Below are 16,760 nucleotides of genomic sequence, written 5' to 3' on the forward strand. Positions count from 1 at the left end.
AGCGGGCGCGCTGCTGCGCTCTCGTAAGTCGGATGGATGTGGAGAGGTGATTCGGCTCAGCGGCTGCGGGGCCGCCCATCTGGAGCGGATGATCCAGAACCCTGAGATTCAGACTCTGTAGACCGTGGGTCGGCCAGGCCGCTGGCGATGTCGTTCGGGAACGCTGTGCTGGCGAGCTTTGTCGCCTCTGGAGTCTGCAGTCGTTCTTCGTCGAGAGCTGCCGCGATCTGCGAGCCGAGGAGCTGCAGGATGCTTGCTGGTGAGCTGCGACTCCAGTCCGCCAGGGCGTCGACCAGTTTTCTTTGATCGGCGTAGAGCGGCTGCGCGGGCAGGCGGCCTTCGTGTTCGGTACGCCGGATGAGGAGGGAAAGCTCCTCAAGATGGCCCTCGGCCTCTTGAGCGGTAAGGACCGGGCTATTGCGCGTCTCGATGGGCCCGAACGGCGCTTCGGTTTCCAATGCCTCGACGGGAATCAGCCGACGGTCGCGTTCACCGGGGATACGGACCGTGTGCAGGACCTGGCCCTGGTCTGTCGTATGGACGTCGACGACGATGCCTCGCCAGGTGGCTGAGTGCCTTGGCTGCACTTCATCGCCGTTGGTGAAGGTCTGTTCCATGGCCAGGTCGTCGGCGTAGGACGTTCGGGCCCAGCCCAGTGCCGCGTCGAAGTCGAGGCCGTGGTGGTCGCAGAAGTGGAGGAGGTCGCTGAACAGGCAGTGCAGGGTTTCCACCGAGCTGTGATCTTCGGCCTGGGCTTCCGGTGGCCGGTTGGGAAGGACTCGCAGGAGGTAGGCGTCCACTGCGGCGGTGGCGTTCTCGACGAGGCGGCTGTGCGGGTTCATTGCTGAGGTCGGCATCGTCAGCCCTCTCCTTCGGCGGCGGTGGTGCTGGTGCTGGTGACGAGCCAGTCCGGTGGAACGGGGGAGAGCGCGGCCTCGTGGGGATCCAGGTGCTCGGACTCGGTGCACTGGTAGAAGGGGCCGCGGGCGCCGAGGAGGATGGGGAGTTGGTGGTCGAGGTGGTCTCGGTACCACAGGCTCATGCCGGTGGCGCCTTGTAGGCGCATGGCTTCCCAGGCGTACCAGAGGGCGGTGAGCCGGGAGATGGCCTCGGCGTGTTTCCACCACTGGGCACACCATCGGAATTCGCCGCCGAGGGTGCGGCGGTACATGGGGATGAAGTGGTGGGTCAGCCAGGCGTCGAGGCTGGCGTACAGCGGCTGGGGACGCTGCTCGTCCGTGGCCGGGGTGGTGTCGGTCTGAGCGTGCATGTGATCTCCGGTGTCGTCAGCTCGTTCATGGGCGTTGCTTCCTCTCGTGCGGTGGGACTCGGTGTCTTGCGTGCCTGGTGGAGTGCGTTGAGTTAGGTCACGTGTCCTCCTTGCGGAGGTTCACCGTTCGCCCGTAGTGGCGCCGGGCGCCGTCGGCGATGGCGATGTCGGCGGCTTCGATGGCCTTGTTGATCGGAGCGGCGTGAGGCCCTCGGTACCAGGGACGGAGTCGGATGAGCGCGGGCTTGGTGCCGGTGGCCAGCAAGAGCGCGGTACCTGTGGGGAGTGCGCGGATCGCGGAGGCTTCGAGGATTTCCTGGCGGCGCAGGGAGATCTGTTCGGAGGTGCGTCCGTCGCCGTAGGTGATGGAACGGACGGGGACGTCGTGTTGCCCGACGAGGGTGGACAGGTCGCGTACGAGGCGGGGTGAGTCGATGCCGGCGCCGATGATTTTGCGGGTGGCGGCGCCCCAGAGGGCGGCCATTCCGGGTTCGCCCCAGACGGTGACGCCCTGTTCGTAGGACTGCAGGATGGTGACGGGGACGATGCCGCGTGAGCCCAGGTGGGAGTAGAGCTGGGGTAGGTCGGCGATGCGGCAGATGTTGGCGGCCTCGTCGAGGGCGACGACCAGGGGTGGGTCCAGGCGGCCGCCGGCTTGTTCGGCGCGGCGTTCGGCGGCGCGCATGGTGGTGTCGGTGAGCGCGGCGATGAGGGGCGCGGCGGCCGACAGGGACTTCGACAGTAGGTAGAGGGTGTCGCGCGAGGTGGCGAACGCGTCCGGTTGGAAGGTCGGCAGGTCTGCGCATGGTGTGACCCAGGCGAGGATCTCCTGGTCGCGGAGGCATTTGGCTGCGGTACGGGCGGTCTGGTAGATGCCGTCGCGCGTTTCGACTGCGCCGTTCTGGGTGCCTTTGAGTGAGGAGGCCATGAGCTGGAAGCCGGCCTTGTGTAGTAGCTCGATCGGTGTGGGGACGGCCGGTTCGTCGAGCCACTGGGCGACGTGGTGGAGGGAGCGGCCGGACGTGGCGGCGGCGAGGAAGAGCGCGCAGAGCAGGTCTTGGGCGGCGGGTCCCCACAGGTCCTTCTTCTGGCCGTCGTCGACGGTGAGGACGAAGTGCCCGGCCAGCCGGTGCGCCTCCTCCACGGTGGTCAGCGAGGCAAGCGGGTTCCACCACCACTGCTGGGGCTGATAGGTGATGTGCTGCGGATCGAACAGCCAGATTCGGCCGCCGGTCTTCTCGGCTCGTACGGTCGCGATCGCCGACCAGAGATCTGCTTTGTTGCTGGTGGCGATGACTGCTCCGGGCGCCGATAGGACGTGCGGGATGCTCTGGGTGGTGGTCTTGCCCGAGCGCGGTGCCATGAACGCCACCACCGTGTCCTCCCACGAGGTGAACAAGGTGGGGCCGGTACGGTCTCCGGGCCGCATCACGTCGCCGAGCACGAGCCCGACGTCATCGTGGGAGATCCGTCCGGGTGCCGTACCGCGGAGGGAACGGCGCAGCGCGATGGCCTTCTCCGCCGAGGCGCCTGTCTGGAGCGCTTCCAGACCGGGGTTGTCGGCCAAGGCGGCGACCGGATCCCCGGGAGCCTTGACGAGCCGGGCGGCACGTTGCCAGATCGTCCAGACAAGCGCCCCGAGGCCGGCGACCAGCACCGCGAGAACGGCCAGGACCAGTGGTGTGGGCGTCTCCGGCCACAGAAGCCGGGGCTCCCATCGGGCGAACGCGATCGCGAAGTCCGCACCGAAGGCCATGACCTGGCCGCCCGTGAGCGCGGCGGCGATCTTGGCTGACACCCACAGCACCCACAGGCAGCCGAGTGGTGCCCAGCAGCCGGCCAGCACCATCCAGCCGCCGGCGGCGCCGGTGTGCCAGATCGAAGGGCGCGGCCCCAGGGCGCGGCTCATGCGTCGCGCCTGATGGCCTGGTCGGTGTCGTAGAGCCGCTTCTCCGCTCCGACCAGGGACAGCTCGACCGGGATTCCGAGTCGTTCACCGGTCTTGATCAGGTACTTGCCGCGTCCGGGATGGCGAGCGCCGGGCTGCCAGGAGTCGGGCGCCGACCAGGACGTGACCAGGTGCTGCTCCGGCCCGGTCAGCGGCGTGATCTCGTGTACGCGGGCCAGTTCGCGGGGCGGTAGCCCGGCCAGGACGGTGATCGCTGAGCGGTCGGCGAAGCCCTTGGCCTTGGCCCGGTCCTCCTCGGTCGCCAGGGCGTCCAGGTCTGCGAGGGAGTGCGTGATCATGATGGACGCCATGCCCTTGGCGCGGTTCAGGCGGGTGAGCGCGTCGGCGTGCTCGACGAGGCCGGGTGCTCCGCGCAGGGCTCGCCAAAGTTCGTCCATCACACCGAGGTAGGAGCGGCGCGAGCCGCCCTGGAGATCGGTGAGTGCGGCGCTGGCGTCCACCATCCCGAACGCATACGCCCAAGTGCAGAGCATTGCCGCGGTCAGCAGCTTGTCGCCCGCCGCTCTCACACGGGAGATGTCGACGCTGATGGCGGGTGCGTTCAGGTCGATGGGGCGGGTGGTCGGCGCGTCGAAGACTCCCGCCAGCGAGCCGTTGCACAGCAGGTCGAGGGTGAAGACCAGGTCGCTCGTCCGCTGCCGGTAGGTCTCGACGGAGTTGGTCCTGGCCGCCGATCGCAGCTCGGCCGGTCCTTCCTCCAGGACGTTCAGGACATCAGGAACGGTCGGCTCGTGACCCAGGCGCTCGTCCAGCAGATCGACGGCCCGCCCCAGGACGACCTCTTCGGCGTTGGAGATCCGGGACTCGCGGACCAGCGTGCACAGCGCCATGAGCAGCGCGAGCCGCCGTCCGCGTACCTCCCAGCGCAGGGTCTCGGCGCGGGCGCCGGTCTGGCTGCGCAGGACGGCGCCCAACGGCCCGGAATCGAGCGGGTTGATCCGGTCCGCGCCGCGGCCGATGCTTATGACCTGGCCACCCAGGTAGTCCACCAGCATGGAGTAGTCGGGTTTGGTGTCCCCGAGGATGATCGGGGTCGTTGCGGTGGCGACGGCTCCGGTGACCAGGCGTTTCACCAGAGTGGACTTGCCGGTGCCCGGCTGCCCCAGGACAAACATGCCCGGGTTGGTGACCAGTCCCGCGCGCAGCCAGGCCAGCGGATCCAGGCAGACGACCTCACCCCACAGCTGATGACGTCCGACCGGGGTACCGACGGTCGGGGTGCCCGAGCCTGCGGTGAACGGGAACAGCCCGCACACCTGCATCGTGGTCGCCTGGAACTCCGGCGCCGGTTCCACGTGCGCGGCCCGTCCACCCAGAGGCTGCTTCCAACCCCATGCCGGAGCCAGGGCCTCGGACATCGCCTCCGCCTCGACACTGTCCGGGCGGTCCCGGCCGATTCTCGTTTTGCACATTCGGGTCCTTCGAGTCAGTGGATGAGGCGCCGTGACAGCTCGGGCGGGCAGATTCCGCACGGCAGCGTGGTGGCGAACCCGGCGGCCTGGCTGCCCCACAACCGGCGCAGCCGGATCTTGGCGGTATCGGCGGCGGCTTCCACGTTCGCCACGGCGCGCCGCAGGTGCTCGCGGTCGGTGACGGTGATGCTGGCGTACATCGAGACCAGGCAGACGCCGGCGCCCATGGCCTCCTCGTTCGCGGCCTGGCGGGCGCGGGCGGCGTCCCAGCTGTCGCGGGCGGTCTCGTCCCGTCCGGTCCTGCGGCGGAACTGGGCACGGAACGCGGCAGCGTTGACCTCCTGCTGCATCTGCCGGCTCGCGACCGCCGCCGGAAACGCCCGGTACTGCAACGTGACGCGCTTGGGGAACGGCCCGGGCGCCATGAGCCGCGCGAGAACGTCGGAGTGCACGTTCTGCCGAGGCGGTTCGTGCCATCCCCAGGAGACCGAGATGCCGCCGTCGTGTTCGTAGTGGTCGGTGTGCTCGGTCGCGGTGACCGGTCCGGCGTCGCACCAGCCCAGTACCTCGGCCGAACGCGGGCCGTTCAGGAGCCGGTTGACCTCGCCTCGGGCGTGCGGGTCGAACGCGATCCGTACTGTCCCGGCGATCTCAGCGGCGGTGGCCCGTCCGACGACGGCGACACCGCATCCGCTGAGCGCCGAGGCGAGGTGCTCGAGCGTCCGGCCGACTTCACCGACCGCCTCGGCCAGGTCCTTGGGCGCCGAAGGCGAGGCCTTGGGATCGAAGGTGACCGACACCCGGGTATCGACATCGGCCGCTGCAGCCGGTGCCGTCGCGACCAGCTCGTCGATGATGTCCCGCGCGGGCTGGGGAGCATTGGAGTCGATGGCGTCCGCGATGGAGTCGGCGAGGGTCGAGCCGGGCTCGGGTGCGGTGTCGACCGTGACCGTCACCCAGCGGACCATCGGCAGGTGCCCCAGCCCGGCCAGCCATCCGCCCCAGGACGCGACCCAGGTGTCGGCGTCCTTGCGGTCGGCGAGCCAGGTGGAGGCCGGGACGACCCGCAGCGTCGCGGTGAGCAGCCCGGATCGGCGGTCCCACACGATGCCGTACCGGCTGCCGTATCCGTCCTCGGCACTGAGGAGGGTGAGCGGTGCCAGGACGCCCGGGAGCTGGAACGCTCGCGGGTGATCGACCACGACACCGGCCCGGTACTGGTTGCGGTGCCGGCGGCAGTTCCACCACCAGCGGCATCGCGCCAGAATCAGCCGGGCCACCGGCACCCCGCCGATCCGTACCAACCCCAACCCCGCGGCGATCAACACCGGCGGCAACAAATACAACAGGGACTCGGGCGCCATTGCCGCTGCGACGATCACCACCATCGCCGTGCCGAGCGCGATGAACGTGGCCGTGGTGTCCATCCCCAGCAGCCCGATGCCATGCCGGCGCCGCCACCCGCCATACGTACGGATGTCATGCCCCACTGCCGCTACCTCCTCCATCGGACGCGCCGGTCGGGCCACCGGCGTCTTCGGAACCGCTGGGGTTGTTCAGCCACCGGATTCCCTCCCGGCCTCGTCGGCGTTCCTTGTTCCAGCTGCGCACCGCGGCCGGGCCGACGGGTTCTCCGGAGCCGTCGTGGCCTCCCTCGGGCGCGCCACCCCCGCCGCCTCCGCCTCGTGCGGGACCATGGGCATCGGTCATCGGCTCATCGCTTCCGCTCGGAACACCGCCGCCACTCGGTCCTTCAGGACGGTCACCGCCGGGTGGAACGTCCCCGCTCGTGGTCGGCTGGCCGTGACCGGAGGGCTGCGTCTGAGCCCCCGGCGGTTGGTCGGATGCCGGATCGGCCTGGTCGTTCTGACCGAGCTGCTGATTGAGGAAGCCGGCATGTTCGCTGGCCGAGATGTCGCGTCCGCCGCCCGCACCGGAACCGCTGAACGTACGCAGCGCGCCCAGCGCGGTCGCGCCACCGAGAACAGCGGTGAGGATCCCGCCGCCGCTGCTGGATTCGGTGCCACCGGTCGTCCAGCTGAAGAACTTCAGCAGCACCGGGAACGCGATGAGGCTGATCACCATCATCGCGAAGCCCATCAGCACCGCTTGCAGGTTCTTGCCGTCGCCGATGAGCAGGAACGCGGTCGCGTACACCGCCGATGCCGCCGCCTTGTAGAAGATCAAGGCCAAGCCCCAGCCGGTGACCTTCTTGAACCAGGGCCGGGTGGCCGTGGTGATCATCCCGGCGGCGGCCAGCGGCAGCACTCCGGCCAGGATGATCAGCGCGGCCTGACGGAACAGCAGCAGGATCGCCTGGATGATCCCGATGAACAGCGCGGCCAGGCTCATGATGACCACGACCCCGGCGGGCGTGCCGCTGGGGATGGTCACGATCTGGCTCATGCGCTTGGCGAAGTTGCCCTCGGACGCGGCCTTCAGCGCCCAGTCCGACCAGGCGTCGACCCACTGCAGCAGGTGATCGGGGACCAGGACACCAATCACGGTCACCGTGACCAGCACGACCAGGCCGCCACCCGCGTCGACCAGAGGACTGGCCTTGCGGGTCAGCGCCATCTTCCCGGCCACGATCAGCAGCGCCATCATCGCCACTGCGATCGTGATCGGCTGCACCAGCTGATGCATCGCCTCGACCACGGGGTCGTCCGCGAGTTTGGGCGAGGGTGCCTTCACCCACCAGGAGGCGGTATTGGACACGAACCATCCGACGGCCGACTGGAACGACTTGGCCATGTCGTCCAGCATGTTGCCGCCGATTTCGGCCGGTAGATCGGGCAGCGGCGGTCCGAACGGATGGCTCTCGTCCTTGTCGACCGTCTGGACGCAGCGCGGGTCAAGGATCGACGAGCACGGCGGAGGCCGGAACGGCACCATCAGCGCCCCCTCGCGGGGAAGAGGGTGAAGCCGTCCAGCGAATCGACCGGGTAGGCCGACCCGCCCCAGCCGCCGGCCAGCGGCGCGACCACGCGCCAATCGCCCTCGCGCCATTGCACCTGGAGCCGGGTTGCGGCGCGGGCGGTAGTGTCACTATCGCCGGGACCGGCCGAGACCAGGTCCAGGCTCGCGGTCTCCGGCGTGTAGCCGAGCCAGCGAAAGCCCTCGATCACCACGTATCCCCGGGCGTCTTCGGCGCTCTTGGACGCTTGCGCGGCCGTTCGCGCGGAAGACAACAGCAGGTCGGTTCCGGGGCCGACGATCTGATCGTTGATCGTGGGCTCGAACACCTCCGTGCCCCAGCGCGCGTTCGCCCGCAGACTGATGTGGATCGCGGCGAGCAGCGCTCCGCGCGGCGTACGGGAGTACCCGAGCGCCAGTCCATCTCGCGTGTCACGCGGGCCGTCGTCGGCGGCGCGAGGCAGCCGTACGCCTCGATAGTCCTCCCAGGCCAGGTCGGTCATGGTGACCGGGGGAGCGTCCTGCAACTGCGCGGCGGAAGGCTGCACGGAGACACGAGTGACCGCAGGGGCTATCTTCTCCGGCGCGGTGCATCGTCCGGCGTACAGCACGCCGCATAGCAACGCCGTACCCGCAAGGCTCCCGAACACAATGCGGCGGCTCGTCGCCGAGGGTGTCTTCAACTGAAGAACACCCCCACGATGGGTGCGGCGGTGGCGGCCAGGCTGAGGCCGGCCAGGGCCCACGGGATTCCGGTGGCGCCGTCGGCGGCCAGGGCCGAGCGGTTCTTGCGGCCGATGCCCATCTGCCCGGCGCAGTACAGGAGTCCGGCCAGGCCGCAGATCATCACGCCGTACTTGCCCCAGCTCAGGAGCACGTTGATTTTGGTGTCCAGGCCGGGTGGTGCAGCCGGTGGCGGGTTGGGGATGTTGACCGGCGGGCTGGGCTTGCGGGGGACCAGCCACGGCATGTCCGGTAGTAGGTGCAGTGATCGCAGGATGTTGTCGGGCATGTGGGTCTCCATCAGTGGCAGGGCCGGCTGAACGCCAGCTCCAGGACGGTTTCCAGGGCGTCGCGTGCCTTGGCGGGCAACATCACGGTGGTGGGGTCGTCCACCAGCCGCAGCATGGGGACGAACGACATCCGGACCAGGCCGCGGACCCGGCCCTGAAGGAGGCCGAACCGCGCGGTCGCTTCCCTGGGTTCAGAGCCTGCGCCGTCGCTGACGATGACGAGCGCGGCGATGTGCCCGCCGGTCTCCTGGCAGGTTGCGGCGACAGCGGTCACGGCGCGTGTCGCATGCCAGGCCGCGGCCACGGTGTTGCGGGCGACGATCGCGACCGGCCCCTGGGTCTGCAGGCGTGAACGGTCGGCATCTGACAGCCGGTCGACGGTTCCCAGGTCGTGGGCCGGGTCCAGCAGCGCGGCCAGGGTGCTGGTCCCTGCGCCGCCGTGCGCGCCGATCACCAGCAGATTGTGCGGTGTGGCGTCCGGGTCACCGGCGTGAGCGTGGGCGCGGATGCGGTGGTGTACGGCGTTGGGTGGTGTTCGTCGTGGAAACACCTGGAACCCCCGTTCAGGTGCGGTGAGTGGTGTGACGATCACCGTACGTGGCAACATTATGGAGCGCAAGCATCGTCAAACCGTTTCTGAAGGCGTCAATGTTTCGAAGAACGTGCTTCCGCGGCACCCGTTCCGCCACACTGAGAGGCGACCCGTGATCGACACCCAGGAGCCAGCGCCATGACCGAGCAGACCGGCCGTGACCCCGACGTGCTCACCACCGCCGAACTCGCCGCCAAGCTCGGCCTGTCCGCGCAGACCGTCCGCCGGATGGCCAACGCCGGGCAACTCCCCGCGCTCAAGACCGGCAAGGACTTCCGGTACTCCTGGGAAGCGGTCCGCCACGTGCTGCGGCAGCCCCATCACCAACCAGGGGTGCCCACCAATGACCAGCACGAGTCCGACCAGCCCGACCAACCCGGCCAGCAACCGGCCGAGCCCGCCGAGCCGTCCAAGAAGGGCGCTGGCTACCGCGCCCAACGCCGCGCCCGCACCGGCGCCCATCAACCCGACCAGGACTGACCGCCCCGCGCCGCACCGGCGGCGCGCGTGCTGAAAGCCCTCACCGGCGGCGCCCTGGCGTTCGCCGTGCCGCTCGGCCTCATCTGCACCGCCGCCGCCCCCGGCTCGAACGCACAGACCAGCAGCGCCGGTGCCCCGACCGCCCACGCCAAGGACGACATCCCGACCGCGTACCTGCGCTGGTACCTCGACGCCGCACAGACCTGCCCCGGCCTGCCCTGGAACGTCCTGGCCGCGATCGGCAGCGTGGAATCCGACCACGGCCGCTCCACCCTGCCCGGCATCCACTCCGGCCAGAACAGCGCTGGAGCCGGCGGCCCGATGCAGTTCCTGGCCGGCACCTGGGCCGCCTACGGCATCGACCACAACCGCGACGGCCACACCAACCGCTACGACCCCGCCGACGCCATCCACGGCGCCGCCAACTACCTGTGCGCCAATCACGCAGGCAAGGGCGGAAAGCACCTGCGCCAAGCGATCTGGCACTACAACCACGCCGACTGGTACGTCCGCAAAGTCCTGGACAAAGCCGCCGACTACGCCGCTCCCGCCTCCGCCCCTACGGCGCTCGGCAGCGGCCACGGCCCCACCGCCGCACGCGCCGCGCTCCGCTGGCTCGGCACCCCCTACTCCTGGGGCGGCGGCCGCCCGACCGGCCCCAGTCACGGCATCGAACACGGCGCCCACATCAAGGGCTTCGACTGCTCCGGCCTTGCCCTCTACGCCTGGGCCCAAGCCGGCGTCCGGCTACCCCGCGTCGCCGCCGACCAGTACAACGCCGGCCCGCACGTCCCCCGCTCCCAACTCCGACCCGGCGACCTCATCTTCTTCGCCCACAACCCCAGCAACCCACGCAGCATCCACCACGTCGGCATCTACCTCAGCCACGGCCGCATGATCCACGCACCCCACACCGGCGACGTCGTCCGCATCGCCCAATTCGCCGGCAACCCCTACCGCGAAAACCAATACGCCGGCGCCACCCGCCCCGCCACCCGCCTCCGCGGCTAGCACTAAACCTCAGATTGAGCCCGATCGTGAAGCGGCGTGCCCATATTAATTCTTCGATTTGGGTGCGCAACATTACCGATCTTGATGAACCGGATATCGTGTTCGATATCGGCTGGACCAGAATGAGGTCTCTGCAGCAGCCGTCCGGGTCAATCTATCGTCGAATAGAATCTGCCAGGTCAGTTCCTGCGAACGCTCCCGGTGCACAAGGGTCCTGGGAAGCTGGAAAAGCGAATGGTGTAGGTCATGCCTTGTCGGTCAGAAATGAAAACTAGTCGGATCATCGAGCACATGCACAACCTTCGCTTTGAGACCCTTCATTTGGACATAAAGGGGATCGCTACTGCCAGATGCGCGAGCTATCCATCCACCAGATACCAGTTTGTTTATAACGTCCGGCACAAGTTCCCGGCTGCGCATATCTATACCTCTGGAGAGGGCTCCCTCTTTACGACCTCCGCCTGGCTGAGTGTAAATCTTTTTCAGAATTGTAAGCGCCACCCTACGCTCAGGAGGAATTTTCAACTCCATGATCGCAGCAGTCGTGCGGTTTGGTGGTGAAAAGCTTTCAATATCGGAGTCGGAGAAATTCGTAGACAACCAAGCAGGAACTCCCGATACGCCGTCAAGATGCCCAATAACCGTGTTTTGGAAGGTGGGCATCCTGTCGTTCGTCTCGACATCTGATATATCGAGAACCTCAATCACGCAGTCACTAAAGACGGCTCGAGAAAGTATCGGATCGTTTCCCGAAAGGCCAAGAAAAGGAAATATGACACCCTCGATAAGAAAGTCGCTGCGTACGCTCCTCTCTCCTGTTCCTAGCTCCGAGCAAACCCGCAGCGAATCTGCGAGTACGGCATCGTACTGGTGGTTGTCTTGTCTTCTCCTGGCTGCAGCGAGTGCGCCGGAGGGTGCAACATTAGAATCCAGACAGGCGGCGGCGGCTACGCCGATACCCAGATCGCTTGCAGCTTGTACCCAGGAGGCGCTTCTTGAGAGAGCGTGTCCCTCATAGGGGGCAGCCAAGTACTGGGCTAGATCCTCCCCGTAGGCAGTTTCCGCCAGAGCCTTATCTACGAAATAGCGTTTCTCTCCATCCTCTGTTGAGGCAGTCTCTGCGTCAGCTATTGCCAATCCAGGGAGGCGAAGTAGGACTTGAGATCCCTCCTCGTCTGGCTCCCTTCCATTGACGTCAATAAAGGCGGTACGGAGCATATTGACGTCAACAGGGCCGGTCTCATCTCCATTGGATCGAGCGACGGTTGCTACGCGGGAGACTAGGCGCTGGATAACCTGCGGTCGAACGGCAACAAACATCCGAGACTCGCGTTCACAAAGCGCATGAAAAAGCTTCGCCACGCGGCTGATGGATTATCCAGAGTCGGGTCTACTTCCGAAAGAAGTTGCATCGACACCAGATAGCCGATCAGGAGAGGGCGCGTGGGCATCCATTCGGGCACAGACCATTGTACGCCAACCAGGTCAAGATACTTCTGCAGCTGATCTCTATCGAAGTCATTGAGTGCCATAAGATTGCATTCTCTCCCGAGCCCGAGCGCGTCTACCATCTCAGGCTCAGAGGAGAAGTAGTGGGACCGGCCACACACGATCACGCCTGCCTCAGACGGGGTTTCCTCAACCAGTCGCCTAACCGGCGCAAGGGCTTCCCAGCGAAAATCCTTTAGGTCAGATGCGCTTCCAAGCCATCTAGGAGGTACAACCTCGTCAAAGCCATCCAATAGAAGTATGCAGGATCCAGCGCGCCATGCAGAGATAAGACTATCCCCTTCGGGGAAGCCGATTTCTTCTGCATGACGACGTATAATTTCGGCAGGGCTTCTAAGTCCTGCACAATCCCGGAGATTTATATGCAACGGAAAGGCCGTCAGTTTTTGCTTGCGAAAATGCGACTTTCGAAGTGCCAGATAAATTTCCCTTAGAGCATGGCTCTTTCCGATGCCGAACTCGCCTGACAAAAGTATATTTTCGCCGTCAATGAGCTTTTGGACTATCTCCTTGAGGTGTAGCGCGCCCCCCTCCTTTGAAAAGAAAGGTACGGGCACTTTAACTTCGGGCAAGTTTTGGCGAGCCGAATAGGAAATACTTCCAAATGGCGCACTGTTGCGATTGGATAGGTAGGATTCGGAGTTGCATAGCCTTCGCTGCAGTGTACTTACACCTACCGAGTGAATCACTACTCTGGAATTGCGAAGTATCTCCCCAATTGCTTTCCTTTGCTCCGCTGTCGGTTCCTCTCTGGTGACGAACCAACCGGTTAGACTTTTGAAGGAATTGTCTGGCAGCCGCTGTAGGTCGATGAGCATGTCTCGAAGCTTCGTCGCATCATGCTTGGCCTTCTGAATATCTCTCCGAGTTGTGAATTCATATGCGTGGATGGCGTCAGAAGTAATAAACAGGCCATCCCGTTCGCTGCCCTGATAATGAACCGCACCTTGCAGTCCGGCAGGATCATGAATTGCTCGGGCTATGTTTAGAGGGCATCTCATTTGGTGAGTTGGCGGTGGCAAATGAGGGTGGCGGCGATGCCGACGAAGGCCAGGAAGTGCTCGGGTTTGCGTTCGTAGCGGCGGTGCAGGCGGCGGCAGCCGCTGAGCCAGGACACCGTGCGTTCCACCACCCAGCGGTGGCGGCCCAGCCGTTCGGAGGACTCGATGCCGCGGCGGGCGATGCGTGGGGTGATGCCGCGCCGGCGCAGCCAGCGCCGCAGATCGGTGTAGTCGTAGCCCTTGTCGCCGTGCAGTTTGCCGGGGCGGCGCCGGCGTGGACCGCGCCGCGAGCGGATCGGCACGATGCCCTGGACCAGGGGCTGCAGCGCCAGTTTGTCGTGGGTGTTGGCCGCCGAGATCCCGACAGAAAGGGGCAGTCCGGCACGGTCGACCAGCAGATGGATTTTCGACCCAGGCTTGCCGCGGTCGACAGGATTCGGGCCTGTCAGCTCCCCCCTTTGCTCGCCCGGACGCTGACCGAGTCGATCGCGCACCGCGACCAGTCCAACTCCCCGCGCACTCCCAACTCGTCCAGCACCAGGCGGTGCAGCTTGGCCCAGACCCGCGCCGCGGTCCACTCGGTGAAGCGGCGGTGCGCAGTGGGACCGGACGGACCGAACACCGGCGGCAACTGCTTCCAGGTGCAGCCGGTGGTGGCCACGAACACAATCGCGGCCAGCACCTCACGATCCCCGTACCTACGCCGGCCACCACCCTGCGGCCGCGTCGGAGCAGGCGGCACCACCCGCTGAAACAACTCCCACAACTCCTCCGGAACCAACCGCTCGACCATCCCCACGAACGGCAGGCTACAACCGAGCCACCAAATGAGATGGCGTCTTAGAGCGCGAGCTTCGAAATCAAAACCTGACTCTTGTTCTGTCATAGAGGCCATCCCTTTCATTCGATAGAAACCGTCAAGTTTCGATCCTAACCACCCAGCATCCCGTCTGTGGGTGGTTTGGGTGATGTTGCCCAGACTCGGTCGTGTTTGGTTGGCGTGCCCGGATGTGATGTGTCTGTCAGAGGGTGAACTGGCGAGCCGTGCACGCCCGGTGCTTGTTCCGGCGCGGCTGCGCCGGAACGGGCAGGCTTCGGCGCCCGTTTGATCAGGGCCGGGGTCACCACTTGGGGGAGGAGACCTGGCCGAAGATGTCCCTGGTGTCGTGCAAGCTTGGTCGTCTTCGGGGGACGAGGCTGCCGGATTCACAGGATGGTGCCGCCACTGCGTGTGCCCGCGCACTATGCGGTTGCATCCCGATGATGCGGGTGCAGCCATTTCCATCGCTGTCCGACCTGGCACGAACCTGACGAGCGGGCAGCACCTTCGGCACCAGTTACACCGGGTGTACGCACCGTGATCCCCCCAAGGGGTGCCGACGCTCGGCCGAAAGCCCGAGGCGAGTCTTCCGAGGATGCCCATGACACGCTGCGGGAGTTGCGGGAGTGGCGGGCGACCCGTCGGGACGGAGATCTCTCGACCGGGCTTCTGCTCCTTGTGGAAGCCGCAGTCGTGCTGCGGGAGAACCCCTCAGCCGCCTTTGAGGATGGTGCCTACGAGGTGGTCGGTGGTGACGGAGTTGCCGGGTGACTCGCCTAAGCTTGGCTTCGTCAGGTAGGCCCGGTACGGGGAGAGCGAGCGTCGTGAGGGGTTCCGCGCGCAGGACGTTGACCGAACGCCGGTCTGACGAGCTGCGGCTTTCGGTCGCCGTCGCCGCCCTGGAGTTGTTCGCGTTCGATGGTGGAACGAGCACCACGATCGAGGCCATCTGCGACAGAGCGGGGATTTCGCAGCGGACCTTCTACCGACACTTCCCGGTCAAGGAAGACGTCGTGGTCCCACTGTTCGAGCGTTCGGCGGAGGCGATGACCGAGTCGCTGGGGGACGCACCGGCGGACGGAGATGTGGTGGAGGTCCTGGTCGAGATCTTCTCGCCGCGGACCATGTTCCGTGATCTGCCACCGGCGATCTTCCAGCAGCGGTTCCTGTCCGTGATGCGCGACTCCCCGGAGTACCTGCTGCGCTGGCACGCCCTGGACGAGCCGATGAGCGGCCCGATGGCCGATTTCCTTGCGGCGCGGGGGCTCGTGGGCGATGACCCTTTCGAGCGCGGCCTGCGTTCGGGGCTGGTGTTGCATGCCGCCCGGCTGGCGTACTACCGCTGGATGCAGGCGGAGACTCCCGAAGGTCTGCACGAATTGCTTGAGCGGGCCATGGTGGCGGTCCTGTCTTCGTGGAAGGGCGGCCTGGCCGATCACGCGTGGTGATCGACGTTCGGCGCGGTCACCCTGGGTAGACGGTCGAGGGTGAACGGTGCCGCCGGCGATCGGCGCGGCGACGAATGGCGCCGGGTACGGGGTGAATCGTCAGCGGCGAGCCAGATGTCGGCTGCGGTGATGTGCACTTGCGGTGCCAGGCGGTCCGGTCTCAACAGATCGGCGGGGCCGGTGAGCGACAGCGCCGCCGAGGAGTGGCCGGGCGCGCCGATCGTCGTCGCGACTGAGGAGAAGCCAAGCGTTTGGCCCTGGTGGTCGAGGGCGACGCCGTAGTCTCGGATCTTCTGGAGTTCGCGGTTCACTTCGGTTCGCGTCCGCAGGCTGTAGCGCGTCGGGGGAGCCGCCAGGTCCAGAACGGGGCGTTCGGCCGGTTCCAGATCGGCCAGCAGGGCACGGCCGGCTGCCGAGTACTGCGCCGGGCATCGGACACCGACCTGCCAGCACTCCTCGTCCACTGGCGAGCCGCCGATCCGCGCGGTGTGAAGCACGTCGCTCCCGCGCAGGATGCTGAGATGGACGGTGAAGCCCGTCCGGCGGTGCAGATCGAGCATGTACGGGGCGCCGACGCGATGGATCCGGTCCTGCCTGACGACGAGCGAACCCAGCTCGAACATGCGCAAGCCGAGCCCGTACTCGGTGCCTTGCCGTTCTATCCAGCCGAGTTCCGCCAGCCGCTGAAGGATCCGGTGGACGGAGGAGCGGGGGAGCCGCGATTTGCGCGCTATCTCGGCCAGGGTCTGACGATTGGTGCCGTCGAACGTCGCAAGCAGGGAAGAGACTCGATCGAGCATGGCCGAGGCCTGGTCCGGCCGGGTCGTGGGCATGGCACCTCCAAGGTCCAGGCATCACGTGACATGTAATGCCTAGGTGGCAGAATCTGCCATGGCCGTGATGCTAGTCACGGTTCACATGCCTGTAAAGAGTTCGAAACGAGCGACCGGATCAGGTCGCGTGCGGCCGGGAACATGCTCGGCAGACGCCTGGGCAGCGGGCGTCCATGTCGGTGCGGTTCGAATCGGACGAAGTCTCCGCGCGGTCGTCTCCCACTGAATGGACGCGTGGGCAGCCGTTCTGGACGAGCGCTCGTAGGTTTCGCGATGGGGCGCCGGCGGCCGCCTCGTTCGCGAATTCGCCGCTGTTCACGGTGCATCCGCATTCCGGAGGAGACAGCCGATGACCGATCGCGTGCTCGACAAGATCATGGAACGGGCGGCGGAGCTGCGCGAGCTGGGCCCGGTGAACGAGTCGCTGGGGCGGCTCGATGACAAGGCCGCCAAGGTGATGCGCGACGCCGGTGTGATCCGGATGCT

16 protein-coding genes are annotated in these 16,760 nt (G+C 66.4%); 3 read left to right on the plus strand and 13 right to left on the minus strand.

Going from position 1 to position 16,760, the window contains the following annotated elements:
* Positions 1-56: 56 nt before the first annotated feature.
* The 9 genes from ACH34Q_RS11130 to ACH34Q_RS11170 all read right to left on the minus strand — a co-directional run bounded on the left by ACH34Q_RS11130 (position 57) and on the right by ACH34Q_RS11170 (position 9,172).
* A complete protein-coding gene (locus ACH34Q_RS11130) occupies positions 57-857 on the minus strand; it encodes a hypothetical protein (RefSeq protein ID WP_395982741.1) in 801 nt (266 codons plus the stop codon).
* A 2-nt stretch (positions 858-859) separates the two neighbouring features.
* Entirely contained in the window at positions 860-1,270 is a 411-nt protein-coding gene (locus ACH34Q_RS11135) for a DUF4913 domain-containing protein (RefSeq protein ID WP_395982742.1), read from the minus strand.
* 97 nt (positions 1,271-1,367) lie between these two features.
* Entirely contained in the window at positions 1,368-3,179 is a 1,812-nt protein-coding gene (locus ACH34Q_RS11140) for a type IV secretory system conjugative DNA transfer family protein (RefSeq protein WP_395982743.1), read from the minus strand.
* Positions 3,176-4,651, minus strand: a complete 1,476-nt coding sequence (locus ACH34Q_RS11145) for a hypothetical protein (protein ID WP_395982744.1) — start codon at positions 4,649-4,651, stop codon at positions 3,176-3,178. Before ACH34Q_RS11145 ends, ACH34Q_RS11140 begins: the two co-directional genes overlap by 4 nt.
* A 14-nt stretch (positions 4,652-4,665) precedes the next feature.
* Entirely contained in the window at positions 4,666-6,141 is a 1,476-nt protein-coding gene (locus ACH34Q_RS11150; RefSeq protein WP_395982745.1) for an SCO6880 family protein, read from the minus strand.
* A complete protein-coding gene (locus ACH34Q_RS11155; RefSeq protein WP_395982746.1) occupies positions 6,131-7,546 on the minus strand; it encodes a hypothetical protein in 1,416 nt (471 codons plus the stop codon). The genes ACH34Q_RS11150 and ACH34Q_RS11155 overlap by 11 nt, the downstream gene beginning before the upstream one ends.
* Positions 7,546-8,115, minus strand: coding sequence for a hypothetical protein (locus tag ACH34Q_RS11160; RefSeq protein WP_395982747.1), 570 nt, complete (start codon positions 8,113-8,115; stop codon positions 7,546-7,548). Before ACH34Q_RS11160 ends, ACH34Q_RS11155 begins: the two co-directional genes overlap by 1 nt.
* Before the next feature lie 131 nt (positions 8,116-8,246).
* Positions 8,247-8,579 carry a hypothetical protein gene (locus ACH34Q_RS11165; protein WP_395982748.1) on the minus strand — a complete coding sequence of 111 codons (333 nt, stop codon included), beginning with the start codon at positions 8,577-8,579 and terminating at the stop codon, positions 8,247-8,249.
* Between the two features lie 11 nt (positions 8,580-8,590).
* Complete coding sequence (locus ACH34Q_RS11170; protein ID WP_395982749.1) at positions 8,591-9,172, minus strand: hypothetical protein; 582 nt, start codon at positions 9,170-9,172, stop codon at positions 8,591-8,593.
* Between the two features lie 138 nt (positions 9,173-9,310).
* Here ACH34Q_RS11170 and ACH34Q_RS11175 point away from each other — a divergent pair, with 138 nt between their 5' ends.
* Both ACH34Q_RS11175 and ACH34Q_RS11180 read left to right on the plus strand, forming a co-directional pair.
* The gene (locus ACH34Q_RS11175; protein WP_395982750.1) at positions 9,311-9,652 is read left to right on the plus strand and encodes a helix-turn-helix domain-containing protein; all 342 of its coding nucleotides are present in this window, start codon (positions 9,311-9,313) and stop codon (positions 9,650-9,652) included.
* A 27-nt stretch (positions 9,653-9,679) separates the two neighbouring features.
* Positions 9,680-10,663, plus strand: a complete 984-nt coding sequence (locus ACH34Q_RS11180; RefSeq protein ID WP_395982751.1) for an NlpC/P60 family protein — start codon at positions 9,680-9,682, stop codon at positions 10,661-10,663.
* Between the two features lie 258 nt (positions 10,664-10,921).
* On the opposite strand, the gene ACH34Q_RS11185 is transcribed toward ACH34Q_RS11180, so the two are convergent.
* The 3 genes from ACH34Q_RS11185 to ACH34Q_RS11195 all read right to left on the minus strand — a co-directional run bounded on the left by ACH34Q_RS11185 (position 10,922) and on the right by ACH34Q_RS11195 (position 13,966).
* Entirely contained in the window at positions 10,922-11,800 is an 879-nt protein-coding gene (locus ACH34Q_RS11185; protein WP_395982752.1) for a hypothetical protein, read from the minus strand.
* A 143-nt stretch (positions 11,801-11,943) separates the two neighbouring features.
* Complete coding sequence (locus ACH34Q_RS11190) at positions 11,944-12,990, minus strand: NACHT domain-containing protein (protein ID WP_395982753.1); 1,047 nt, start codon at positions 12,988-12,990, stop codon at positions 11,944-11,946.
* 179 nt (positions 12,991-13,169) lie between these two features.
* Positions 13,170-13,966 (minus strand): IS5 family transposase gene (locus ACH34Q_RS11195; RefSeq protein WP_395981073.1). Its coding sequence is split into 2 segments (ribosomal slippage): positions 13,170-13,624 and positions 13,624-13,966, totalling 798 coding nucleotides; the frame shifts between segments, so codons are not numbered across the junction.
* An 875-nt stretch (positions 13,967-14,841) separates the two neighbouring features.
* On the opposite strand from ACH34Q_RS11195, the gene ACH34Q_RS11200 reads away from it, so the two are divergent.
* Positions 14,842-15,441 (plus strand): TetR/AcrR family transcriptional regulator, encoded by a 600-nt coding sequence (locus ACH34Q_RS11200; protein WP_395982754.1) that lies wholly within the window; start codon positions 14,842-14,844, stop codon positions 15,439-15,441.
* Here ACH34Q_RS11200 and ACH34Q_RS11205 read toward each other — a convergent pair.
* A complete protein-coding gene (locus ACH34Q_RS11205; protein ID WP_395982755.1) occupies positions 15,429-16,274 on the minus strand; it encodes an IclR family transcriptional regulator in 846 nt (281 codons plus the stop codon). The genes ACH34Q_RS11200 and ACH34Q_RS11205 overlap by 13 nt on opposite strands.
* Between the last annotated feature and the right edge of the window lie 486 nt (positions 16,275-16,760).

It is taken from the genome of Actinomadura sp. 9N407 (assembly GCF_044326315.1).
In the GTDB taxonomy this organism is placed as follows: Bacteria; Actinomycetota; Actinomycetes; order Streptosporangiales; family Streptosporangiaceae; genus Spirillospora.